Raw genomic sequence first — 22,622 nt, 5'->3', positions numbered from 1 at the left:
CCCGACCTGCCAACAATCAGCGCATCGTTTCGAGGAGATCCCACGTGACCGACGCACCAGCCGACCTGCCGTCGATCAGACGCCCGACCGCGTACGACACCTGGTTGGTCGAGGAAGGGCTCACCGTCATCGCCGGGCTGTACATCGAGGACCTGAAGACGGTGGAACTCGGTGACTGGGCCCGTCGCGGTTGCCGGGCCGCCGTCGCCCGGCTCCAGGGCACCGAGGACGTCAACGACGCCCACATCATCGAGATCCCGGCGGGTGGCTCGATCAACCCGGAGCGGCACCTGTACGAGGAACTCGTCTACGTGGTGTCCGGGCGCGGCTCGACCTCGATCTGGAACTCCGCCGGTGCCCGGTCGACCTTCGAGTGGCAGGAGGGCAGCCTCTTCTCCGTGCCGCTCAACGCCTGGAGCCAGCACTTCAACACCAGTGGCAGCCAGCCGGCCCGGTTCTACTCGGTGACCAGCGCGCCGTTCATCATGCGGCTGTTCCACAACCGGGACTTCATCTACGACTGCGACTTCGACTTCACCGACCGGTTCAACCCGGATGCCGACTTCGCCGGCAACGGTACGGCGTACCAGAACCGGGTGTGGGAGACCAACTTCATCCCGGACGTGGCCGCCATGGAGCTGAAGAGCTGGGACGCGCGCGGCACCGGCAGCAGCAACATCATGCTCGAACTCGCCGACAGCAGCATGTGCGGGCACATCTCGCAGTTCCCGGTCGGGATGTACAAGAAGGCCCACCGGCACAACGCCGGCGCCCACGTGATCGTGATCAGCGGGGTCGGCTTCTCCCTGCTCTGGCCCGAGGACGAGCCGCTGGAGCAGGTCCAATGGCGGGCCGGTTCGGTCATCGTGCCGCCGGACCGCTGGTTCCACCAGCACTTCAACACCGGCGCGGAGCCGGCGCGCTACCTGGCCCTGCGCTGGGGCAGCAAGAAGTACCCGGTGTTCAAGAACTTCCAGATCGACCGGCCGACCACCCAGGGCGGGGACCAGATCGAGTACGAGGACGAGGACCCGATGGTGCGCCGGCTGTTCGAGGACGAGTTGGCGGCCAACGGTGCCACCAGCCGGATGGACTCCGTCCACGCCCGGCGTCCCGGTCACACCGCTCCCGGCGCCGGATGACCCGGATCGAGGGGTGACGCGCGTGGTGTACCTGCGGAACCGGTTCGTTGACGAGTTCTTCGTGGCGACCGACGACGAGATCCTGCTGGTCGACTTCTGGAGCTTCCTCAACGCCGCCCAGGCCCGACTGGACTGGAGCCAGCTCTCCGACCGGGTGTGGAACTACCTGGAGGAGCTGGAACGGGAGTTCGAGCCGGCGCTGGAGGGCCTGGCGCCGACCGCGCCCGGACCGTTCCTGGCCGAGTTGAGCCGCCGGTGGGCGGCCCCGGCCGGGCCCAACGCGCCGGCCGGCCCGGCCGCCGAGCGGGTCGCGGTACGCCACGAGGTCGCCGCGATGCTGGCCGAGGCGCTGGAAACCAGGACGCGGCCGGACGCGGCCGGGATTGTGAGGGTGGCCGATGGTCGCCGCAGTGTCGAGTAGAAGCAGTGTCGAGTAGAACAGGAGAAGACGATGCTCAGTGCCGAGCAGAATGACTTCCTTTGCCGTGTCGGACCCGGCACTCCCGCGGGGGAGCTGCTGAGGCGGTACTGGCATCCGATCGCCGTCGCGGAGGACCTGTCCGCGCAGCGGCGTACCAAGCGGGTCCGGGTGCTGGGCGAGGACCTGGTCCTCTACCTCACCGACGACGACACGTACGCGCTGGTGCAGGAGCAGTGCGCGCACCGCCGGGTGTCGCTGTACTACGGCTTCGTCGAGGGTTGCGCGCTGCGCTGCCCCTACCACGGGTGGAAGTACGACCGGGACGGGCAGTGCCTGGAGCAGCCGTTCGAGCAGGACAACCGGCGGGCCCGCGAGCGGGTACGGATCGCCGCGTACCCGGTGCGGCGTTACCGGGGGCTGCTCTTCGCCTACCTCGGTCCCGGCGAACCGCCGGTGCTGCCCCGGTGGGACGTGCTGGAGCGCACCGACGGCGAGCTGACCCTGTACGTCGAGGAAGACCTCCAGTGCAACTGGTTGCAGCCGATGGAGAACGCGGTCGACACCGTGCACACGTACTGGCTGCACGGGCACACCATGCACCTCAAGGGCATCGACAAGGGGCAGTACTACTACCGGCCGATCGAGAAGTACTCGTTCGAGCTGGTCGAGTGGGGCATCCTCAAGCGCCGGGTCTACCGCGACCGGGTCACCGACGAGTTGGAGGAGGAGCAGGGCCACCCGCTGGTCTTCCCGAACATCCTCCGGCTGCCGGAGGGCCCGAGGCAGGCGCTGCACTGGCGGGTGCCGGTGGACGACGAGCGCACCATGCTCTTCCGGGCCGGCCTGCTGCCGGACGCGCCGGGCCGGGAGCGGGAGCACACCGGGGAGCCGACCGTCGAGCGGATCGCGCGGGAGTTGACCCCGGACGGCGACCACGCCATGAACACCTTCTCCAGCCAGGACCGGATGGCCTGGGAGACCCAGGGCGCGATCTACGACCGGACGAAGGAGAACCTGGGCGCCGAGGACAAGGGCATCGCGATGTACCGGCGGCTGCTGCGCGAGCAGATCGGCAACGTCCAGGCCGGCGCCGACCCGATGGGCGTGATCAGGGACCCGGCGAAGGCCGTGATCACCTTCGAGGTCTCCACCGGTCAGGCCCGGCCGGAGTTCACCAGGTCCGCGAGCTAGCCCGGCGTGCGGATCAGGGGAGATCTACCGGACCCGGCGACGGACCGCGCCGAGCGAGCGGAAATCGAGCGAGCGGAAATCGAGCGGGTGCGCGACGAGCGGGTGGACGTCACCCGGATCGCGGTCGCCTGCCGGGTGCTGGGCAAGCTCGACCTCACCCGCGAGCCGGCCGGACACGTCAGCATGCGGGTCGGCCCCGACCGGGTCCTGATCAAGTCCCGGGGCGCGGACGAGTCCGGGCTCAGGTTCGCCGGCGACGCCGACGTGGTCGCGGTGGATCTGGCCGGTCGCCGGCTCGACGGCGGCGGGTCCGCGGGCGTACCCAAGGAGGTGTTCCTGCACCTTGCGGTCTACCGCGCCAATCCCGGCGTACGCGGCGTCGCGCACGTCCACCCAGTAACCCCGGTGCTGCTGACCATCTGCGCCGTTCCGCTGCTGCCGCTGATCGGCGCGTACGACCCGCTCGCCCTGCGGCTGCTGAACCGGGGGATCCCGGTCTATCCGCGCAGCGTGCTCATCGCCACCCCGGAACTCGGGGCGCAGGTGGCCGAGGTGCTCGGCGACAGTGCCGCCTGCCTGCTGCGCGGGCACGGGGTGACCACGACCGGCGACAGCCCGGAGGAGGCCGCGCTCAACGCCATCAAGGTCAACGAGATGGCGGAGCTGAGCTACCGTGCACACCTGCTCGGTACGCCACAGCCGACCGACCCGGCCGACATCGCCGCGATCGGCGAGGTCGGCGCCGAGGTACGCCGGGGGCACGTGGAGTCGGCCTGGCGCTACTACTGCCGCCTGGTCGGCGAGACACCGGTCGGGCCGGCGGCCCCGCGATGACCGGCCACCACCACCATCACCACGATCATCAGCACCACGAGCACGACGAGGTGACGATCGACGACGCCGAGCATCCGCTGCACGAGCTGGACCGGATCGAGCTGACCACCGTCGGCGTCGACATCGGGTCGGCGACCTGCCAGGTGCTCTTCTCCCGGCTGCTGCTCCGACGCCGGGCCCGCGACCTGTCCAGCCGGTACGAGGTGGTCGACCGGGAGGTCCGCTACCGGTCCCCGGTGACGCTCACCCCGTACGCCGAGGGTTTGCTCATCGATGAGCGGGCCGTGCGCGGCCTGTTCCGGACCTGGCTGGCGGAGGCGGGTCTGACCAGCGACGACATCGACACCGGCGCGGTCATCCTGACCGGCGAGGCGACCCGGCGGCGCAACGCGCGGGCCCTGGCCGAGCTGTTCGCCGCCGACAGCGGCGCCTTCGTCTGCGCCACCGCCGGGCACCGGATGGAGGCGACCCTGGCGGCGTACGGGTCGGGTGCGGTGGACCGGTCCCGGCGCGACGGCAGCCGGGTGCTGAACATCGACATCGGCGGCGGGACCACCAAGTTCGCCGTGGTCGACGGGGCGGCGGTGGTGGCGACGGCGGCCCTGCACGTCGGCGGTCGGCTGGCCGCGGTCGACCAGCGGTTGCGCCTGGACCGGCTGGAGCCGACCGGCCGGGACATCGCCGCGCACGCCGGTCTCGACTGGGCGCCGGGCGCGACCGTCGGCCGGGACGAGTTGCGCCGGGTGGGGGAGTGGATGGCCGACGCCATCGTCGCCGTCGCCGGATCGGGGCGGCTGTCGGCGGAGGTGGCGAGCCTGCTGCTCACCGAGCCGCTGCCGGACACCGGCGGCTACGACGCCGTCCTGCTCTCCGGCGGCGTCTCCGAGTACGTCGCCGGGCGCGAGTCCCGGTGGTTCGGGGACCTCGGCCGGGATCTCGGCGAGGCGCTGCGCGAGCGGGCGGACCGGCTCCCGGCCCCGTTGCTACCGGTCGGCGGCGGCATCCGGGCCACCGTGCTCGGCGCGGCGCAGGAGACTGTGCAGATCAGCGGTAGCACGATCTACGTCAGCGACCCGGGCGTACTGCCGCTGCGGAACCTGCCGGTGGTGCGCCCGCCGGTGGATCTCGGTGGCGACATCGACCCGGCCGGGGTCGCCTCGGCCATCGCCGCGCACCTGGCGGGACTGGATCCGGGCGTGACCGACGAGGCGGCGTTCGCCTTCCGCTGGCAGGGTCCGCCCGAGTACCGCCGGCTGGCCGCCTTCGTCGACGGGCTGAGCGGCGCGCTCGGGCCCAGTCGCCGGGGCGGACGGCCGCTGTGCCTGCTGCTGGACGGAGACATCGGGCGGACCGTCGGCGCGATGCTGTACGAGGACCGGGGGTGGCCGGGCCCGGTGGTCTCGATCGACTGTGTGGCGGTCACCGAGTTCGAGTACGTGGACGTCGGCGGCGTACGGGCGAAGACCGGCACGGTGCCCGTTTCGGTGCGGTCCCTGCTCTTCTGACGGGCGGTACCGTGCGGCAACTATTCCATCTAGAGGAACTAAAACTCTATCTATTCTGCTATCAGGGCCAGATATCTAGGCTTGGGCTGTCCGATCGAGGGCACCACCGCCGGCTCGGAACCCGCCGGACGCTGTTCACCACGCACCCACGACCGGATGCGTGCCACCCAGGAGGTTGATCAGCATCTTCATCGACATTCACGGGCATGTCAGCGCTCCGGCGCAGCTCTATGCCTACAAGGCTGGTCTGCTCTCGCACCGCGGCGCGCACGGACGGGGAGGCTCCGGGCTGGACGAACAACTCGTCCGGGACGCCCTCGACCAACCGAGCAAGAACTTCGGCGGCATCTCGCACCGGCAGCACCTCGACGAGGCCGGCATCGACCTCCAGTTCATCTCGCCACGACCGTTCCAGATGATGCACAGCGAGTCGCCGGCCAAGCTCGTCGAATGGTTCACCGCCGAGACGAACGACGCCATCGCCCTGGCCTGCGCGGTGGAGCCGCGCTTCCGCGGGGTCGCCGGCCTGCCGCAGAGCATGGAACTCGAACCCGCGCGGTGGACCGCCGAACTGCGGCGCTGCGTCAGCGAGCTCGGCTTCGTCGGCGCGCTGCTCAACCCCGACCCGTACGAGGGGCTGCAACAGCCGCCGGGACTGGGGGACCGGTTCTGGTACCCGGTCTGGGAGGCGCTCTGCGAGCTGGACGTGCCGGCGATCATCCACTCCGCCGGGTGCCGTCCGCCGGCCCGGGAGAGCTACTCGCTGCACTTCGTCCAGGAGGAGACGCTGGCCGTGATCGGCCTGCTCCAGTCCTCGGTGCTGACCGACTTCCCCGACCTCAAGATCGTCGTTTCGCACGGCGGCGGGGCGGTGCCGTACCAGAAGGGGCGCTTCTACGCCGGTGCGCTGCGGCAGGGCACGACGTTCGAGGAGAAGCTCCGCTCGCTGTACTACGACACCTGTCTGTACACCCGTGACTCGATCGAGTTCCTGATCCGTACCGTCGGCGTCGACCGGTGCCTGTTCGGCACTGAGAAGCCCGGCACCGGCTCCGTACGCGACCCCGCGACCGGCCGCTGGGTGGACGACATCCACCTGCTCATCCAGGACATCGACTGGCTCGACGACACCGACCGGTCCCAACTGTTCGAGACCAACGCGCGGCAGCTCTTCCGGCTGGGAAGTTGAGGACACCATGGCTGCACTGACGCTGGGCGTGGGCACCTCCCACGGCCCGCTGTTGAACACCCCGCCCGAGCAGTGGGACCTGCGGGCGCGGGCCGACCGGTCGAACCGGGCGCTGGCCTACCGGGGCGCCGACTACACCTTCGCCGAGCTGCTCGCCGCCCGCGCCCCCGGCTTCGCCGCCGAGTGCGAACTGCCCGAGCGGCAGCGCCGCTACGACAACAGCCGGGCCGCCATCGACTCCGTCGGCCACACCCTGCGTACCGCCGACGTCGACGTCCTGGTCGTGGTCAGCAGCGACCACAAGGAGATCTTCGGCGACGAGATGCTGCCCCAGTTCGCCTTCTTCTGGGGCGAGCAGATGCGCCACGAGCCGTTCACCGAAGCCGACCTGGCCGCCATGCCGCCGGGACTGGCGCTGGCCGAGGTCGCCAACGTGCCCGCCACCGGCACCATCCGCCGGGGCCACCCAGAACTCGCCCTGCACCTCATCCGGGAAACCTCGACCGCCGGCTTCGACCCCTGCGCGTCCAGGGAACTGCCCGCCGGCCGGTACGGCAACCACGGCATCCCGCACGGTTGGGGCTTCGTCTACCAGCAACTGCTCGGCGGCGAGACCGACCTGCCGGTGGTGCCGCTGTTCGTCAACACCTTCTGGGAGCCCAACCCGCCGTCGGCGGCCCGCTGCTTCGACTTCGGGGTGGCGCTCGGCCGGGCCATCGCCAGTTTCCCGGCCGACCTGCGGGTCGGGGTGGTGGCCTCTGGCGGACTGAGCCACTTCGTCGTGGACGAGGCGCTCGACCGGGCATTCCTGCGGGCGCTGGCCGAGCGCGACGCGGCGTACCTGCGCGGTGTGCCGAACAACCTGCTCCGCTCCGGCACCTCGGAGCTGCGCAACTGGATAGTGGTCGCCGGTGCGCTGCACCAGCTCGACCTCTCCCTCGACGTGGTGGCGTACGAGCCCTGCTACCGCTCCGAGGCGGGGACCGGCTGCGCCGCCGCGTTCGTCACCTGGACGCCGCCGGCGGTGTCGAAGTGAGCACCCCGGACAGGTCGCCGGTCGATCAGTCCGTGCTGGTCGACCGGCTGCGCCAGCTCGACACCTGCGCGATCTCCGACGCCCTGGACACCCTCGGGATCGTCGGCGTACCGCTCGGACCCCGCCCGGTGTGGCCGGTCCGCCGGGTCGTCGCCGGCCTCGTCCGTACGGTGCAGGCCGGCCCCCGGCGGTCCGACGGGCCGGCCGACCACATCGCGGCGGCGGCGGTCGACCGCTCCGGTCCGCTGCACGTGCTGGTGATCGCGAACGAGGGCCGCACCGACGTCTCCTGCTGGGGTGGCATCCTCTCCCGCGCGGCCGTGAACCGCTCGATCGCCGGCGTCGTCATCGACGGCGCGTGCCGCGACGCGGGCGAGAGCGACGCCCTGGACTTCCCCGTGTTCGCCCGCGCCGTGGTGCCGGTGAGCGCCCGCGGCCGGGTGGTCCAACTGTCCATGGACGAACCGGTCGCCTTCGGGGACCTGTGGGTCGCGCCCGGCGACTACGTCATCGCCGACGTGAACGGCGTCGCCTTCGTGCCCGCCGGGTACGCCGATCTGGTCATCGACCTGGCCGAGCGGATCGTCGCCCGCGAGGCCGACATGGCCGCCGCGGTGGACGAGGGCCGTCCGGTCAGCGTGGTCATGCACGACTCCCAGTTCCCCACCGTGGAAAGCGACCGATCGTGAGCAAGCTGGACCACCCGCTGTCCCAGTTCTCCACCGCCACCCTCTCCGACGGCCTGGACCGGCTCGGCCGACCGGGCAGCCTGCTCGGGCTCTCCCCGCTGGGTGCGGGCGCCGGACTGTTCGGCCGGGCGTTCACCGTCCGGTACGTCAACGCCGGCACCCCGGCCGGAACCGTGGGCGACTACCTGGACGAGGTAGAGCCGGGTCGGGTGGTGGTGCTCGACAACGCCGGACGGACCGACTGCACAGTGTGGGGCGACATCCTCACCGCGATGGCGCACCACCGGGGGGTCGGCGGCACCGTCATCGACGGGGTCTGCCGGGACGTGGCCCGCGCCGTCGACCTGTCCTACCCGATCTACAGCCGGGGCCGGTTCATGCGTACCGGCAAGGACCGGGTGGAGGTGTCCGACACCGGTCGGCCGGTGTCGGTCGGCGGGGTGCAGGTCGCGCCCGGCCAACTGGTCTCGGCCGACGCCGACGGCGTCGTGGTGATTCCGGTCGACGTCGAGGACGACCTGGTCGACATCTGCACGAGGATCAACGAACGGGAGCAGGCCATCCTCGCCGACGTGCTCGCCGGAAAGTCGCTGGCCGGCGCCCGCGCCGAACACGGCTACCACCTCCTGCAACGACGGGGACAGTCATGACGGCGGCACTGGGCGACCGGGAACGGGCCGAACTGCTGCGACTGGGCACCGCCACCCTGTACGAGGCGGCCCGGCGGGACTGCTTCCTGCCGCACCGGCTTCGGCCGGCCTGGCCCGGCGCCGCCCTGGTCGGGCGGGCGCTACCGGTCTGGGCCGCCCCGGCCGACAACCTGGCCCTGCACGCCGCCCTGGACAGCGCCGAGCCGGGGGACGTCCTGGTGGTCGACGGGCACCAACGCGCGTGCGGCTACTGGGGGGAGATCCTCGCGGTGGCCGCGCTGGCCCGGGGAGTCGTCGGCCTCGTCATCGACGGCGGCGTACGGGACGTGGCCCGGCTGGCGCAACTGGGCTTCCCCGCCTTCAGCGCCTCGATCGCGGTCCGGACCACTGTCAAACAGGACGCAGGCCGGATCGGCCAGCCGCTCGAACTCGGCGGCGTGACCATCGAACGCGGGGACGTGATCGTCGCCGACGACGACGGGGTGATCAGCCTGCCGGCCGCCGACCTGGAACAGGTGCTCGACGCCGCCCGCGCCCGGGACCGCGCGGAGGCCGGCTACCTGGAGCGGATCGGGGCCGGGGAGTCGACGCTCGACATCTACCAGCTCCGCCGGCTGCTCGGCCCCGGCTGAGCGACCGGACGGATACGGGCTAGGTGTCGGTTGGCGGGAGAGGGTGTGCGGGTCGTGACCGGGTTTCTCGAAATGGACGTGGCGGAGCCGACGGCGCCGCCCGACGATCCGCTCGCCGCGATGGAACTGCTGGTCAGCCAGGTGAGCTGGGAGTCGGACGGGGTCGTGTCGATCCGACTCGTGCACCCCGACGGGGTGCCGCTGCCGCCCTGGCAGCCGGGCGCGCACCTCGACGTACGGCTGCCCAGCGGCACCGTACGCCAGTATTCGCTGTGCGGTGATCCGGCCGACGATCGGTCGTACCGGATAGCGGTGCTGCGCGAACAGGACGGGCGCGGCGGCTCGCGGGAGGTGCACGACACCGCCCTGGTGGGCCGTTCGGTGCAGGTACGCGGCCCGCGTAACCACTTCGCACTCGTGCCGGCGCCGAGCTACGTGTTCGTGGCCGGCGGGATCGGGATCACCCCGATCCTGGCCATGGTCCGCTCGGTCGCGGCGCGGGGCGGGCGGTGGTCGCTGTTCTACGGGGGACGCAGCCGGCGGAGCATGGCGTTCGTCGACGAACTCCGGGCCCTGGGCAGCGACGAGAACCTGCACCTGCTGCCGCAGGACGAGCACGGCCTGATGCCGCTGGCCGACCTGGTGGAGCACAGCCCGCCGGGCAGCGCGGTCTACTGCTGCGGGCCCGACGGCATGCTCCGGGCGGTGAGCGAGGTCTGCGCCGGCCTCGGCCGTACGGCAGATCTCCACCTGGAACGGTTCGGCCGCGACACCGCCGCGTTGGTTCCGACCGATCCCGCAGACAACACCACGTTCGAGGTGGAACTGCGACGGTCGGGAGTCGTCCGATCGGTGCCACCGGACCGCACCCTGCTCGACGTGGTGCTCGACGTGGTGCCCGACACCGCCTTCTCCTGCACCGAGGGTTACTGCGGCTCCTGCGAGACGCGGGTGCTGGCCGGCGTACCCGAGCACCACGACCAGGTGTTGTCGGACGCCGAGCGGGAACGCGGCGAGGTGATGATGATCTGTGTCGGCCGGTCCCGGTCCGACCGGCTGGTTCTCGACCTCTGACGCTCCCCGGGCCCGGTCGCGGATTCCCGGCCACCGGTTTCACCCGTGCCGGTGCGGGTAGGCGGGCGGGTCGGGACCGGCGAGCACGGGAGGCGGATCGTGGGATATCGGGTACGCGAGGGCGAGTCTCCGGTCGACCCGGAGAACGCCGAGGACGAGACCGGCCAGTTCCCGCTGCCCCAGGTGCCCGCGGACACCGAGGTACCGGCGCCGGACGGCACCGACACCCGACCGGACATCGTCACCGAGGACGACTCCTCCGGGGTGGCCGGCGGCTCCTCGGGCAGCAGTGCCGGTGGTTCCAACCTGCCGGGACACCCGGACGCCACCCGCTGAGCATCCCGAACCCGCCGGTCAGGACGGCTGCGGCACGGCGACGTACGCGCGCAGTGCCGACCGGTGTGGCTGGTCCGTCTTGCGCAGAAGGTTCGCGACGTGCTTCTCCACCGTCCGGTGGGACAGGTGCAGGCGTCGGGCGATCTCCTTGTTGGCCCGGTGATCGGCGAGCAGGACCAGCACCTCGTACTCCCGTACGGTCACGCCCTGTTTCCACAACCGGATCGGTATCCCACCGTGGCCGGTACGGCGTTGCGGGGCTCGCTGTCCCGCCCGCCGGATGAGGGTCCGGCACGCGGCGGCGACGAGCGGTGTGCCGATGGTGTGGAAGTACAGCTCGGCTTCGCGCAGCCAGGCGTCCGGGTTGCCCCAACCGTGTTCCAGGGCGGACTCCGCCACCAGCCGCAGCCCCAGGCGGTGTGCGGTGGGAAAGACCGCCGCCGCTTCGCGGGCCCGGCCCAGCGCCGCCTCGGCGGCTTCGCGTTCGCCGGCCGCCCCGAGCAGGACCGCGTGGGCGAAGTGGACGAACTGCCGGTTCCAGCGCGGCGTCGCGGCGGGATCCGCGGCGACGTCCCGGTGATCGTGGTGGTCCGCCGCCCCCGAGAGCGCGTCCAGCAGCAGGGTCAGGCCGTACCTGCCGTACCGGTGGTCGACGGCGGCGTACCGGTCGGCATGGTCGCGGGCGGCGTCCAGTTCTGACCGCGCGACGGCCCGGTCCTCCTGTAGCAGGGCGCAGAAGGCGCGGCAGAGGCCGTGCACCATCGCCATCTCCGGGGAGTTCGCGCCGCCCCGGCGCTCGAACTCGGCCAGCGTGGTTTCCATCTCCGTCCGCGCGGCCCGGTGCGCGTACGCCGCCGCCCCGACCATGAGCGCGTACCGCAGGTCCCCGATCCGGCCGATCCCGGCCATCGCCGCCGCGCACTCGCCCGCGACCCGGACCGGGTGCTCGTACCCGCCGGACAGGACATCGTGCAGGGCGAGGCCGGCGTCGGCCGCGTAGCCGCTGGTGACCGCGCCCATCGCCCGCGCGGCGTCGCGAGCCCGACGCAGCGGCTCGCCCTGCCCGGTCCGGATCGTCTGGTGGGTGGCGAGCCGGACCGACGCCCTGATCTGCCACAGCGGAAGCCGGTGCCGCTCGGCCACCCGGAGGATGTCCAGCAGGTGTTGGTCCGCTTCGGCGCAACCCCGTCGCCCGGCGAGCAGCGCCAGTAGCCGCCGGGTCCGACACACCAGCTCCGGCAGGCGTACGCGTTCCGCCGTGGCCACCGCCCGCGCCGCCAACTGTTCGGCCTCGTCGGCCCGCCCGCCGTCAAGGACGAGCAGGTGCGCCCGCATGGCGTCGATGACGGCGACCTGTTCGACGCGGTCGGGGCTGGCCAGCATGCGTGCCGCCGCGAGCCGGCTCTCGGCCTCGTCGGTACGACCGCCGTCGAGCGCCATCCAGCCCAACCGGAGGTGCAGCGCGATCGTCTGGGCGGTGGTCAGGACCGCTGTCGCGAGCAATTCGTCGACCAGCCACCGCGCCCGGTCGAACTCGCCGGTCTCCTCCAGCGCGCCGAGCAGGGCGTCCAGTACCGCGACCGCAGCCGCGTCGTCGCCGCCGCGCCGCAGCAGGTGGTGAGCCCGTTCCAGCAGCGTTCCCGCCGAGTCCGCCGCGCCGTGGGCCAGCGCGCGGGTGCCGGCGCGGGTCAGCAGTCGGGCCGCCCCGGCGTTGTCACCGGCGGCGAGGTGGAGGCGGGCGGCCAGCGGGCACAGCTCGCCCGGCAGGTCGGGGTGGCGGGTCTCCAGTGCGCGGGCGGCGGTGGCGGCGAGCCGGGCATGCTGCGGCTGGGGCAGCTCACCGAGCAGCGCGTCGGCGGTCAGCGGGTGCCGGAAGGCGTACCAGTCGGGGTCGGCCGGATCGGGGCGTAGCAGGTGCGCGGCTGTCGCGGCGCGCAGCAGTTCGTCGGTGGTGCCGGGGTCGAGGTCCGACATCGCGCGGAGCACGGGGAGCGGGAACCGGCCGCCGATCACCGCGGCGGCGTCGAGCAGGCGGCGCCCCTGCGGCCCGAGTCGGTTGGCCCGGTCGCCGATCGCCCGTACCGCCGTGGCCGGGACCGGGCCGACCGGGTCGCCGTCGATGCGCCAGCGGTCGCCGTCGCGGCGCAGCACCCCGCCGGCCACCATGCCCGCGAGCAGTTCCTCGACGACGAACGGCACCCCGTCGCAGTCCGTGGCCAGCCGATCCACCAGCCGAGCGGGCAGGTCCGCCACGTCGCTGTCCAGGCAGCGTGCCGCGAGCCGGGCGACGTCCGCGCGGGTCAGTGTCGCCAGTTCCAGCAGCGGCACGTCGTGGTCACGCCGGATCCGGTACGCGAGGTCGAGCGCCGCCGACGGTCCGGTGCACAGCGTGCCGAGCAGGAGAACGGGCAGCCGGTCCAGGTTGACCGCGAGATAGCCGAGTACGTCGAGCGTCTCCGAATCGGCGTCGTGCAGGTCCTCCAGCACCAGCAGCAGCGGCCGTTCCCGGCCCAGCGCCGCCAGCAGCCGTAACACCCCTTCGGCCAGCACCAGTCCGGTCCGGCCACCGGTGCCGCGCCCTGTTTCATCCCCTGATCCGTCTCCGGTTCCGCTCCGCCATTCGGGGAACAGCCGGGACAGGGCCGGGCGGAACGGTTCGAGGTCCGGGTCGGTGGGAACCGGGCCGTTACGCAGCCGGCTGTTGAGTGCCTCCACCAGTGGCCGGCAGGGCATCGACGTGGCGGACCCGCCGGCCCGCCCCGCTAGTACCGCCATCCCGGTCGCGGACCGGCCGATCTCCCGGATCAACCGCGACTTGCCGATGCCGGGCTCCCCGGTCACGAACATCGCCCGGCCGTGACCGAGCCGGGCCCGGCCGGCCGCCGCGCTGATCGCCGCGACCTCGGCGTCGCGTCCGATCAGGACGGGCGAGGTCATCCGGGTCGGGTCCATCTCACCGGCGTTCCCCGGTGGGGACGCGGTGGTGAGGGGCGGGACCGACCGGAGGTGCCTGGTTCGGCGCGGTTTCTCGGGTTCGTTCTCAGACACGGGGCAGTCCTCAGCCGGTGATGGGCGCGGCACGTCCGCGGCGTGTCGTGACGGTTCCGTACGATGGTCCCGACCCACCAGGGACGGCCGTCCCGGCGGAGCGGGACAGCGTTCGGGACCACCACGGCGGCCGACGCGACCGCCGCCCCGGTGGGTGGTGTCCATCGAGAAATGTGGGTGGTGCGCACCCATGCCGACGGCCGTGACCGCCGTCGATGATCTGTCACATGTCAACACTTCATGCTGTACGGCGCTCGGGTTGGCTCGGTAGAGCCATCGCCGTCACCTGCGCCGTCGTCCTGGCGGCCGGCCTCGGCACCGCCCAGGCCACCGCCAAGCCCACACCGGCACCCGTGCCGGTTCCCGACAGCGAGGTCACCGATACGCTTCGCGTGATCTACTCCGACGCGGCCGACGCGATGCGCTACTCCCTCGCCGTGGCGGCTGCGGAACCCGACCGGGCCTGGCCCGCCGGCAGCGTCGAGGCGGAACTCGCCGCCGCCGTCCGGGACCTGTCACCGCAGCGGCGCGGCGTCTTCGCCGACAGCGCCCAGACTCTGCTCGCCGACGCCGACGCCAACTTCGGGTCGTACGGCAGTCTCGCGCCGGCCGACTACGCGGTGCGCGGTTTCGACCGGGTCTACGCCGACAGCCCGGTGCCGGGCGACGCGGCCCGGTTCGGCTCGGCACTCAAGGCCCAGCACGCCGCCGGGACCTCGACGAAGGCCGCCGGAACAACGGCGCAGCGCATGCCCGCGCCCGCCGGTGGGGCCGAGCAGCGTTCCTGCCCCACCTGCCCGCCGCCAGAGTGCGACGACGAGATCGAGAACTGCGACCCCACCCCGGGCCCGACCCTGCCCAAGACCGGCATCAGGTTCATGATCGATAGGGTGGTCTGCATCGACGAGACCAGCGGCCCGGGCTCCGACGAGATCGCCTTCGGCGGTACGGTCGTCACCCCGGCCGGGGTCACCGTCCAGGTGCCTTCCTACGAGATCCCGCAGGCGTTCGACAGCGGCGACATCTGGACGTTCTACGGTTCCGGCTACCGGTTCGGCAACTTCGACCTGCCGACGACCTACCCCGGCGTCTACAGCGCCTCGGTCCTGCTGAGCGAGGTGGACCTGGGCGGCTTCGCCAACACCATCACCGCCGTGTGGCAGAAGGTGCAGACCGAAGTCCAGAAGAAGATCGCCGAATGGGTCGGCCAGGTCCTCGACCCGATCGTGCGGAGCCAGTTGATCGCCGCGGCCCTCGGCGCGTTGGCCGGCTGGCTTGGTGGAGAGTTGATCACCTGGATCGTCAACTCGTTCCACGACGACGTCTTCTGGGACGTCCTGAGCTCGCAGCTCACGCTGAGCAGCATCAACGGCCCGCTACAGAGCGGCGTGTTCCGGTTCGAGGGCCACGGCGGTGCCTACGACGTGCACTACTCGTGGAGGTGGCGCAACTGACTCCTCCGCCCGGCCGGGTGGTGACGTAGGACCTCGCCACCCCGCCCGGCTCGCGGGCACCCGCCGTGGCAACACGGCGGGTGCCCGCACCGCTCAGTGCGCCGCGCCGCCCGGCTGGACGACGCCGTTCACCGTCAGGGTGTACGGCGCGTACTGGGCGTACTGCTCGGTCGGCTCGTCGTACGCGACCACGGCCACGACCGTCGGGAACGCGCTCAGGATCGCCGTCTGGATCACGCCGACGTTGACGCTGTCCCGACCGTCGAACTCGAACTGGAGGGCGACCTGCTTCTGCTCGTCGATGCCGATCAGCCGCAGGTTCCAGTTGTCCACGTCGACCGGGTTGAGCTCGCTGGGTGAGTCGAACGGGGCCAGGCTCGACCCGTCGCTGACCAGCGTGCCGCCGACGGTGATGTCGTCGACCAGCAGACCACCCTCGTTGACGCCACCGTCGGAGACGTACCGGATGCCGACCAGCACGGTTTGCCCGGCGTACGCGGACAGGTCGAACGAGTGCGGCTCGAACCCGTCGGTGGTGCCGTTGAGCGCCGGCCCGAGCGGCCCGTCGATCGTCCGGTCACCCGGAATGATCGTGTACGTGGCGCCGCCGTCGGTCGACACGGTCACGTACCCGTAGTCGTAGCCGGCCTCGGCGCCGTACTTGGCCAGGAAGCGCAGCGTCGGGTCCCCGGTCGGTACGGCGACCGAGGTGACCGCCGCGTTGTCCAGGCTGTTGCCGTCGCCGCCCCAGAGCACGGCGTTGCCCGGCCGGTCCGGGTCGTTGCCCACCGTGGTCCAGGCCAGCGGCACCGCCGGCAGTTCCTGCGCGCCACGGAACTTGATCGACCGGAGGTCCCGCCCACGCAGGATCTGGCCGTTCGCCTTCTGTAGCGGTACGAAGTCGGCGCCGTTCGGTGCCGCACCCGGGGTGATGTACGCGGCCGGGTTCGCGAGGTTGACGGTGGACCGCAGGCTGGGCGAGGTGACCCGGCCCTTCGGCACGCCGAGGATGATCCCGCGCCGCGAGTCACCCACGATCTTGTCGACCAGGGTGGCGGTCTGGTAGTCGTGGATCACCTGGTAGAGGTCGCCGACCCCTTCCGCCTCCAGGGCGGCGTCCAGGCTCGCGAGACCCTGGAGTGCACCGTCGCGGTGCAGCCGGGAGACGAAGTCGGCACCGTAGCGGTCGTACAGGAACAGCACGAAGGCGTACGCGTTGCCGTAGTCGGCGAGCACCGCGCTGGGGTTGCTGCCCTCGTCCCAGAGGTTGAGCGAGTTCTCCGGGCCGCCGCAGTCACGCGGGTTCGTGTTGTACGGCGTCTGAACAGTGCCGAAGCCCTGGTAGCAGTAGATGTGGCTGTCCGCGCCCCGGTCGTACACCGTCTTGGTGGCGTCGACGTACCCGACCAGCGTCTGGGCGAAGTCGGACAGACCCTCGTTGAGCAGGATGCTCTCGAACGGGTCGGTGTAGTGGTGCAGCAGGTGCTGGTACTCGTGGGCGAACGTGCCCTCGTACGCGTTCGGCCGGGCGGGCCGGCTGGTGCACAGGTCGCCGGTCGGCTCGTCCGGCGGGTTGTCGCCGGTGCGGTGCAGCCAGTCGAACGCGTCGACGGTCATCACGTTGCGGTCGAACAGCTCGTTCAACTGCGACGAGAAGAAACCGGCGATGTACGTCGGCGCGGCCGGGAAGTCGTAGAAGTTGTCGTCCCGTACGTTGTCGACCAGCGTGACGATCTTGTTCCCGGCGCCGGTGTAGTCACCGCCGTTGCCGTTCGCGTCCGGCGGCACCTGGGAGTTGCTCCCGTCGCGGTCCGGCGGCGTGCTGAACGCCTCGGACTCCTTCGGGTACATGTTGGTGTCGAACTCGCTGACCAGGCGGTTGACCTGCGCGTCGGTGATCTGCGTGCTGGACGGGATCTGTGCCCGGCAGTCGCCGGCCGGGAACGCGATGTCGTTGGCGACCCACACCTCGATGTGCTCGCCGAGGCCACGCAGGGTGTAGTTCTTCCGGTAGAGAATGCCCTGGGCGTCGTCGCGGCCGAGCCACTGGCGGACGGTACCCACCGGCGGGGTCTCCGCCGCGGCGCGGGCACCACGACGGGCGTCGGTGGGGGCCTGGTAGCGCTCCGGTGTCTGGACCGGCTTGCCGTCCAGCGTGAAGTCCTTGCGGGTGGCCTCACGGAAGTCGCTCTGGCCGGTGGCGGCCGGCGCGGTCGGTGCGGCCGACGCCGGCGTGGCCTGCGCCACGACCACGAGCAGGGGTGGTACGAGGACGGCGGCGGCTACCCCAGCTAGGCGGCTGCGTGCCATGGAACCTCCTTCAGATGTCGCGTGAGCCCGGCGTACCGGGCGTGCCCGACGTGTGGGCACCGCATAGATCGATCACGTTACGTTATCCCCTGTGCACCCGTCCGGGGTCGAGTATGTGGACCTTCCGTTCGTCCTTTATGGACACTCGGCCGACCGGCATCGTGCCGGCGGTCGTACTCTCATGCTGGTTCGGCCGAGTGTCCGTCGTCCCTGGACGTGCTGGGTAGAACCTGCCCGCCCTATCGGACCAGGTTCCTAGGATGGATAGCGGTAGTGACGGTTTCCGAGGGCCGGCGCAGGCGCAAAGGGCGCTCGGTTAGCATTGCCGCTTCTGCGACGGCTGCTAAAGACGGGGCGATTTATGCGGTGGTTCCGCTTTGTGCTTGGTAAGCGGCAGGTTCAGCACGATCCGACCCGGCAGGAGGCGCTGCTCCAGGAGGTCCGGCACCGGTTCGGCGCTCCGGTGCACGGCCCGGTGGCCGATCAGGTCGACGCGGTCGCCCGGTTGTTGGACGGCGACGACGGCCTGTTCGTGGCGGCCAGGATCGTGCGCGAGTTCGCCGACGAGGCCAACACGGAGCTTCTTTCCCAGGCGTACGAGCTGCATCGGCGTACCGGGCACCGGCTCGTCGTCGACCGGCGCAACTACCGGCCACTGTGGGAGGCGGCCGGGTCGCAGTTGCGGTGGCCGCTGTTCGCGCTGCCGGGCGGCTTCCATCCGTACGTGCAGGTGGCCGCGGCGGTCGCGGTTCTCGGCGCCGGGGCGCCCCGGTACGCGCGGATGACCGACCCGAACCAGTCGCTGACCCACGTGTTCGAGGTGTTCGACCTCACCGCCGTCGGCTGGGAGTACGGCCGGGTCCGGGTGGACACCGACGCCGCCTCCCTGGCCAATCGGCTGATCTCGACCGCCAGTCAGCTCCGCGAGGCCATGGAGAAGCCACCACCGCTGCCGCCCCCGGTCCGGGAACTGATGCGACGCAACAACACCGTCGACGTGTACCACCCGCTCGACAACCGGGTGGTCGGCGGGATCAACCTGGGCGGGGAGTTGAGACCGGCCCTGCTCGTCTGAGACAAGCGGTTCACGAGACTCCGCTCATCCGAAGGTGTGGCATGCCGTCGGCTGGGCTCGGAGGCAGATCCCCGGTGGGATTTCCCTCCGAAGATCCGGGATCAGGGCTGGAGGAGTTGGTCGAAATCCGTCATCCGGGTTTCGTGGCGCACGTTCGATCCGTCCAGCACGGCCGTCTTCAGTGCGTCTGGCACCACCTGTGCGACATTCCGCAGGGTGGTGACACCCTGCGTCTGTTCGTAGTTCCAGACGATCACGTCGAGGAAGACCGGTGCCTTGAGCCGCCACCCCGACCGCAGTAGCGCCTGGGCGATCACCGGGTAGAGCGTGTGGTCCGGATTGGCGAGCCAGTTACGCAGTTCGACTTCCGTGACACTGAAATCCACGCCAATCCTGACCAGCGCACGGATGACGGCCGGAACGAGGGACGGGCCGTTCTGCTCCGGGTTCAGCCGGAGCAGAACATCGTACAGTCGGACCGCCTCGACCAGCGCCTTCTGGGCATCCTCGGGCTTCCCGTCCCGGTCCAGCTGCTCAGCCGTGACAAAGAGCGCGTGGGCGTCGTCGATCCCGCAACCGCTGCGGGTGTCGACGCATGCGGGCGCCTCGGTGGCACTCGTCGTGGACAGGGCCGGTCCGATGCGGTTCGACTCGCCTGGCTGCGGGGCCACCGGCATCAGATGCATGAACACGGCCACCGCGCCAGTGATCAATGCGGCGCCGATCGCGCCGATCGCCATCCAGATCTCGGCGCTGAGACGCCTGCTCTCTGCCACACGGACACCCCCGACAAGGCTGCGCCACGATCATCGATATAGGCGAAGATTGCGTGTGCGCGGTGATCCTAACAATTTCATCGGTCAGACAGAATGATCCGCAATGGATATCGATAAACGAGCGTAAAGCGAATCGTGGCGACAAACCAGTCGCTATCCCGGCCATTCACCACGTGGTTCCAACCGGCCCGTCACCGTCGACCTCGATCGGCCTCAGTCGATCGAGGTCGAGGCGGCTACCGGGACGGGCGCGGCAGCAGCAGGTCCAGGAACGGGTTGCTGAACAGCCGGTGCGGGTCGTACGCGTCGAGGGCCGCGACCGCCCGGTCCCAGGTCGGGTCGGGTCCCTGCCGGTACGACTCGGGCACCGTCGAACCCAGCATCGACGGCTCGGCCCAGGCGGCGGTGTCGGTGTACCCCCAGCCCTTCGACCACTCGACCCGGCAACCGGCGTACGTGCCGCTGTAGTTGGCGAAGAAGAACCACTCCATCTCCCGGTAGAACCGGTGGGCCCCGGGCGCGCTCGAAAAGGTGAGCACGTCGAACCAGACGACCACGTCCCACTCGGGGTGGTCGGCCCGGGGCCGCGCGGCGGACAGTGCCGGTGGCTCCGCCCCGGGTACGCCGACGTCGGTGGCCCGGTCGAGCCCGGCGACCCGGATCTCCACCTGGCCGGTCACCGGGAACTCGCCCCGCGCCTGGTAGGCGGCGAGCTGTCGTTCGTAGAAGCCGGCGAACTCGCTGACCACCCGCTGGATCGAGTTGCGGCTGGTGTGCACCGCGTACCCGTTCGCGTGCTCCCGCAGGGTGGTGGGTTTGACGTAGAGCAGCAGGTTCTTCGACGGTCCCCACAGGTCGGTGGCGAGGGTGGCGGTCAGGCCGGCGGCGGCCGTCGTGTACTGCACCCGCCCGAACGTCGGGGCGAGTGCCCAGGCGCCGTTCAACAGTTGCTCGGCCAGCACGGCGACCGGCTCCGGCACGTTGTCGGAGAAGACGTAGTTGTAGGGGGTGAACACGGGGCGGGAGGTCAGTGGGCGTTGCGGGCTGACGCTCCAGACCTTCAACCAGGGGTGACCGGTGAAGGCGAACCAGATCGCCTCCACCCGCCCGGCGGTGGCCACGAAGCTGGCCAGCGTACGCCGGGCCCCGCTGCCGGGCGGGGCGAACAGTTCCGAGGCGGGGATGTCGACGCTGCTCACGCAGCGGAGGTTCTGGTTGGCGCCGACCCGCAACGTCACCTCGGTGAGAAACGCGCGGCCGACGTGGGTGAGCAGGGCGGTGCAGGCCGGGTCGGCGCGGTCGAAGGTCCGCAGGACGTACCCGTCGGTCGCGGCGTCCCAGACGACGGCGGTGACGGAGAGGATCAGATTGCTCAGCGTGCCGTAGGTGTGGCCCGGTGTGCGGATCTCGCCGTCCGCCGGTACGGATGTGCCGTGGCCGTTGATGGCGAGCACCCCACCGACGGTCAGCTCACCCGGCGCCGGGGTGTTCGTCACGCCGAGGCCGTGCTGCTCCAGGAAGGTGAGCAGGTCCTCCATTGACGCGCCGGTCTGGACCCGGACGGCCGCCGGGGCGGTCGACACGATCGCCATCGCGGTCAGCTCCCTGGTGGTGTCCACCAGGATGACCCGTTCCGCGTCGGCCCCGTCGGGTACGGTCAGCGGCGACCAGGTGTGCCGGTAGCCGCGTGGGCGCACCGTGAACCCGTGCTCGTAGGCCCAGTTCACCACCGTCACCACGTCGGCCGCCGTGCGGGGCACGCAGGTCCACATGCCGGTGGCCCGGATCTCGCCCGCCCAGTTCCGGTACGCCTCCCGGTACACCGCGATGTCGGTCGGGAAGCCGGGCGGTGTCGACCGGTCGGTGGTCGTCGTCCAGAGCGGACCGAGCGCCGTGACGGCTGACGCCTCCAGGAAGCCGCGTCGGGTAAGGGTCATCGTGGTCCTTTCTGCGCTGGTCCGGGTCGGTGTGTCGGGCCACGTCCACCCCGCGCCACGCCGGCCGGACCGGGCCGCTGGTATCGATGATTGTCCCTGCCCAGTCCGACAACCGCGACACCGTCGACCGCCGGTCGCCTGCGATGCCGGATCGCGGCACGGACATCCCTAAGGTGATCCCATGCCTGGCACACTCAGCTCCGCGAAGACCCGAGCGGCACTACGTACGTCGGCGCGCCTCTCCGTGCAGACCCTGCTGGTCCTACTGATGACGTGGGTGGCCCTGTGGCTGCTGGGCCGAACCTGGTCGGTGGTCTGGCCGGTGGTGGTCGCCCTGCTGCTCACGACGCTGACCTGGCCCGCGGCCCGGTTCCTGCGCCGGCACGGGTGGCGTCCGGCCCTGGCCGCGTCGGTCGTGACCGTGCTGTTCCTGCTGGTCGCCGCGGGCACCGTGGTGCTGATCGCGGTGCCGGTGGCGTCGCAGTCGGGCGATCTGGTCTCCGGTGTGGTCGACGGGATCCAGCAGTTGCGCGAGTGGGCCGCCGGCCCGCCGTTGAACATCGGCGACGACCAGGTCACCGAGGCGTTCGACGCCGCGATCGCGCGCATTCAGGACAGCGTCGGCAGCATCATCACCGTCACCCTCTCCGGGGTGGGCACGGTGGTCGACGGAGTGGTCACCACCGTGCTGTCGGTGTTCCTCATGTTCTTCTTCCTCAAGGACGGTCCGCGGTTCCTGCCGTGGCTGACCCGGCAGTTGCCCGGCCGGCTGGCGGTCGACGTACCGGTGGTGGCCGAGCGTGGTTGGGAGGCACTCGGCGCGTTCGTGCGGTCCCAGGCGTTCGTCGGCCTGCTCGACGCGGTCTTCATCGGCCTGGGCCTGTGGATCGTCGGTGTGCCGCTGGTGCTGCCGTTGGCGGTGCTGACCTTCGTGTCGGCGTTCGTGCCGATCGTGGGTGCCCTGTTCGCGGGCTTCGTCGCGGTCCTCATCACGCTGGTGTCGAACGGTCCGACGGACGCGTTGATCGTGCTGGCCATCATCATCGCGGTGCAGCAGCTTGAGGGGAACGTGTTCCAGCCCATCATGCAGAGCCGTGGTCTCGGGCTGCATGCCGCGGTGGTTCTGCTCGCGGTGACCCTGGGTGGCAGCCTGGCGGGCATCGTGGGGAGTCTGCTCGCCGTGCCGGTCGCCGCGTTGATCGCCGTGGTGTGGAACTACGTACGCGAGCAGCTCGGCGAGGAGCCCCGGGAGCCGGATCCCGGCGAGCCGGACCCGGGTGCGGTGGCACCCGAGGGGGAGCCTGGCTGACCGACGCGTCGGTC

At 71.1% G+C, this 22,622-nt stretch carries 19 protein-coding genes; 15 read left to right on the top strand and 4 right to left on the bottom strand.

Features of this window, described 5'->3' with window-relative positions:
• Nucleotides 1-44 precede the first annotated feature (44 nt).
• The 12 genes from OG792_RS16780 (at nucleotide 45) to OG792_RS16725 (ending at nucleotide 10,699) form a co-directional block, all read left to right on the top strand.
• A complete protein-coding gene (locus OG792_RS16780; protein ID WP_329110670.1) occupies nucleotides 45-1,142 on the top strand; it encodes a cupin domain-containing protein in 1,098 nt (365 codons plus the stop codon).
• A gap of 22 nt (nucleotides 1,143-1,164) precedes the next feature.
• On the top strand, nucleotides 1,165-1,563 hold the full coding sequence (locus tag OG792_RS16775; protein ID WP_329110669.1) for a hypothetical protein: 399 nt from the start codon (nucleotides 1,165-1,167) through the stop codon (nucleotides 1,561-1,563).
• A gap of 30 nt (nucleotides 1,564-1,593) precedes the next feature.
• Complete coding sequence (locus OG792_RS16770) at nucleotides 1,594-2,754, top strand: Rieske 2Fe-2S domain-containing protein (RefSeq protein WP_329110666.1); 1,161 nt, start codon at nucleotides 1,594-1,596, stop codon at nucleotides 2,752-2,754.
• Between the two features lie 87 nt (nucleotides 2,755-2,841).
• Nucleotides 2,842-3,588: a class II aldolase/adducin family protein gene (locus OG792_RS16765; protein WP_329110665.1), complete on the top strand. Its 747-nt coding sequence runs from the start codon at nucleotides 2,842-2,844 to the stop codon at nucleotides 3,586-3,588.
• Between the two features lie 50 nt (nucleotides 3,589-3,638).
• Complete coding sequence (locus OG792_RS16760; protein WP_329110664.1) at nucleotides 3,639-5,093, top strand: ethanolamine ammonia-lyase reactivating factor EutA; 1,455 nt, start codon at nucleotides 3,639-3,641, stop codon at nucleotides 5,091-5,093.
• Nucleotides 5,094-5,253: 160 nt separating this feature from the next.
• Nucleotides 5,254-6,282: an amidohydrolase family protein gene (locus tag OG792_RS16755; protein WP_329110663.1), complete on the top strand. Its 1,029-nt coding sequence runs from the start codon at nucleotides 5,254-5,256 to the stop codon at nucleotides 6,280-6,282.
• A gap of 7 nt (nucleotides 6,283-6,289) precedes the next feature.
• Nucleotides 6,290-7,318, top strand: coding sequence for a hypothetical protein (locus tag OG792_RS16750; RefSeq protein WP_329110662.1), 1,029 nt, complete (start codon nucleotides 6,290-6,292; stop codon nucleotides 7,316-7,318).
• Complete coding sequence (locus tag OG792_RS16745) at nucleotides 7,315-8,007, top strand: RraA family protein (RefSeq protein ID WP_329110661.1); 693 nt, start codon at nucleotides 7,315-7,317, stop codon at nucleotides 8,005-8,007. The genes OG792_RS16750 and OG792_RS16745 overlap by 4 nt, the downstream gene beginning before the upstream one ends.
• The gene (locus tag OG792_RS16740; RefSeq protein ID WP_329110660.1) at nucleotides 8,004-8,657 is read left to right on the top strand and encodes an RraA family protein; all 654 of its coding nucleotides are present in this window, start codon (nucleotides 8,004-8,006) and stop codon (nucleotides 8,655-8,657) included. Before OG792_RS16745 ends, OG792_RS16740 begins: the two co-directional genes overlap by 4 nt.
• Nucleotides 8,654-9,289: a 4-carboxy-4-hydroxy-2-oxoadipate aldolase/oxaloacetate decarboxylase gene (locus tag OG792_RS16735; protein ID WP_329110659.1), complete on the top strand. Its 636-nt coding sequence runs from the start codon at nucleotides 8,654-8,656 to the stop codon at nucleotides 9,287-9,289. The genes OG792_RS16740 and OG792_RS16735 overlap by 4 nt, the downstream gene beginning before the upstream one ends.
• Before the next feature lie 54 nt (nucleotides 9,290-9,343).
• On the top strand, nucleotides 9,344-10,363 hold the full coding sequence (locus OG792_RS16730) for a PDR/VanB family oxidoreductase (RefSeq protein WP_329110658.1): 1,020 nt from the start codon (nucleotides 9,344-9,346) through the stop codon (nucleotides 10,361-10,363).
• A gap of 99 nt (nucleotides 10,364-10,462) precedes the next feature.
• The gene (locus tag OG792_RS16725; protein WP_329110657.1) at nucleotides 10,463-10,699 is read left to right on the top strand and encodes a preprotein translocase YidC; all 237 of its coding nucleotides are present in this window, start codon (nucleotides 10,463-10,465) and stop codon (nucleotides 10,697-10,699) included.
• Nucleotides 10,700-10,717: 18 nt separating this feature from the next.
• Here the strand turns inward: OG792_RS16725 and OG792_RS16720 are convergent, their stop codons facing one another.
• Nucleotides 10,718-13,636 carry an ATP-binding protein gene (locus tag OG792_RS16720; RefSeq protein WP_329110656.1) on the bottom strand — a complete coding sequence of 973 codons (2,919 nt, stop codon included), beginning with the start codon at nucleotides 13,634-13,636 and terminating at the stop codon, nucleotides 10,718-10,720.
• A gap of 338 nt (nucleotides 13,637-13,974) precedes the next feature.
• Here OG792_RS16720 and OG792_RS16715 point away from each other — a divergent pair, with 338 nt between their 5' ends.
• Nucleotides 13,975-15,201: a hypothetical protein gene (locus OG792_RS16715; RefSeq protein ID WP_329110655.1), complete on the top strand. Its 1,227-nt coding sequence runs from the start codon at nucleotides 13,975-13,977 to the stop codon at nucleotides 15,199-15,201.
• A 93-nt stretch (nucleotides 15,202-15,294) separates the two neighbouring features.
• Here OG792_RS16715 and OG792_RS16710 read toward each other — a convergent pair whose 3' ends face one another.
• On the bottom strand, nucleotides 15,295-17,511 hold the full coding sequence (locus tag OG792_RS16710; RefSeq protein WP_329110654.1) for a peptidase M6 immune inhibitor A: 2,217 nt from the start codon (nucleotides 17,509-17,511) through the stop codon (nucleotides 15,295-15,297).
• A gap of 379 nt (nucleotides 17,512-17,890) precedes the next feature.
• Here OG792_RS16710 and OG792_RS16705 point away from each other — a divergent pair, with 379 nt between their 5' ends.
• Entirely contained in the window at nucleotides 17,891-18,586 is a 696-nt protein-coding gene (locus OG792_RS16705; RefSeq protein WP_329110652.1) for a hypothetical protein, read from the top strand.
• Between the two features lie 101 nt (nucleotides 18,587-18,687).
• Here the strand turns inward: OG792_RS16705 and OG792_RS16700 are convergent, their stop codons facing one another.
• Nucleotides 18,688-19,362 (bottom strand): hypothetical protein, encoded by a 675-nt coding sequence (locus OG792_RS16700; protein ID WP_329110650.1) that lies wholly within the window; start codon nucleotides 19,360-19,362, stop codon nucleotides 18,688-18,690.
• A 236-nt stretch (nucleotides 19,363-19,598) separates the two neighbouring features.
• A complete protein-coding gene (locus OG792_RS16695) occupies nucleotides 19,599-21,299 on the bottom strand; it encodes a cholesterol oxidase substrate-binding domain-containing protein (RefSeq protein WP_329110648.1) in 1,701 nt (566 codons plus the stop codon).
• A 181-nt stretch (nucleotides 21,300-21,480) separates the two neighbouring features.
• Between OG792_RS16695 and OG792_RS16690 the strand changes: the two genes are divergently transcribed.
• Nucleotides 21,481-22,608, top strand: coding sequence for an AI-2E family transporter (locus OG792_RS16690; RefSeq protein ID WP_329110647.1), 1,128 nt, complete (start codon nucleotides 21,481-21,483; stop codon nucleotides 22,606-22,608).
• Nucleotides 22,609-22,622 lie beyond the last annotated feature (14 nt).

The sequence above is a fragment of the Micromonospora sp. NBC_01699 genome, assembly GCF_036250065.1.
GTDB lineage: Bacteria > Actinomycetota > Actinomycetes > Mycobacteriales > Micromonosporaceae > Micromonospora_G.
This window is presented reverse-complemented; position numbering and strand designations above follow the sequence as displayed.

Coding starts and splice junctions, on each gene's coding strand:
- OG792_RS16770 (WP_329110666.1), top strand. CDS start 1,594: ATGCTCAGTGCCGAGCAGAATGACTTCCTTTGCCGTGTCGGACCCGGC.
- OG792_RS16750 (WP_329110662.1), top strand. CDS start 6,290: ATGGCTGCACTGACGCTGGGCGTGGGCACCTCCCACGGCCCGCTGTTG.
- OG792_RS16735 (WP_329110659.1), top strand. CDS start 8,654: ATGACGGCGGCACTGGGCGACCGGGAACGGGCCGAACTGCTGCGACTG.
- OG792_RS16720 (WP_329110656.1), bottom strand. CDS start 13,636: ATGACCTCGCCCGTCCTGATCGGACGCGACGCCGAGGTCGCGGCGATC.
- OG792_RS16715 (WP_329110655.1), top strand. CDS start 13,975: ATGTCAACACTTCATGCTGTACGGCGCTCGGGTTGGCTCGGTAGAGCC.
- OG792_RS16710 (WP_329110654.1), bottom strand. CDS start 17,511: ATGGCACGCAGCCGCCTAGCTGGGGTAGCCGCCGCCGTCCTCGTACCA.
- OG792_RS16695 (WP_329110648.1), bottom strand. CDS start 21,299: ATGACCCTTACCCGACGCGGCTTCCTGGAGGCGTCAGCCGTCACGGCG.
- OG792_RS16690 (WP_329110647.1), top strand. CDS start 21,481: ATGCCTGGCACACTCAGCTCCGCGAAGACCCGAGCGGCACTACGTACG.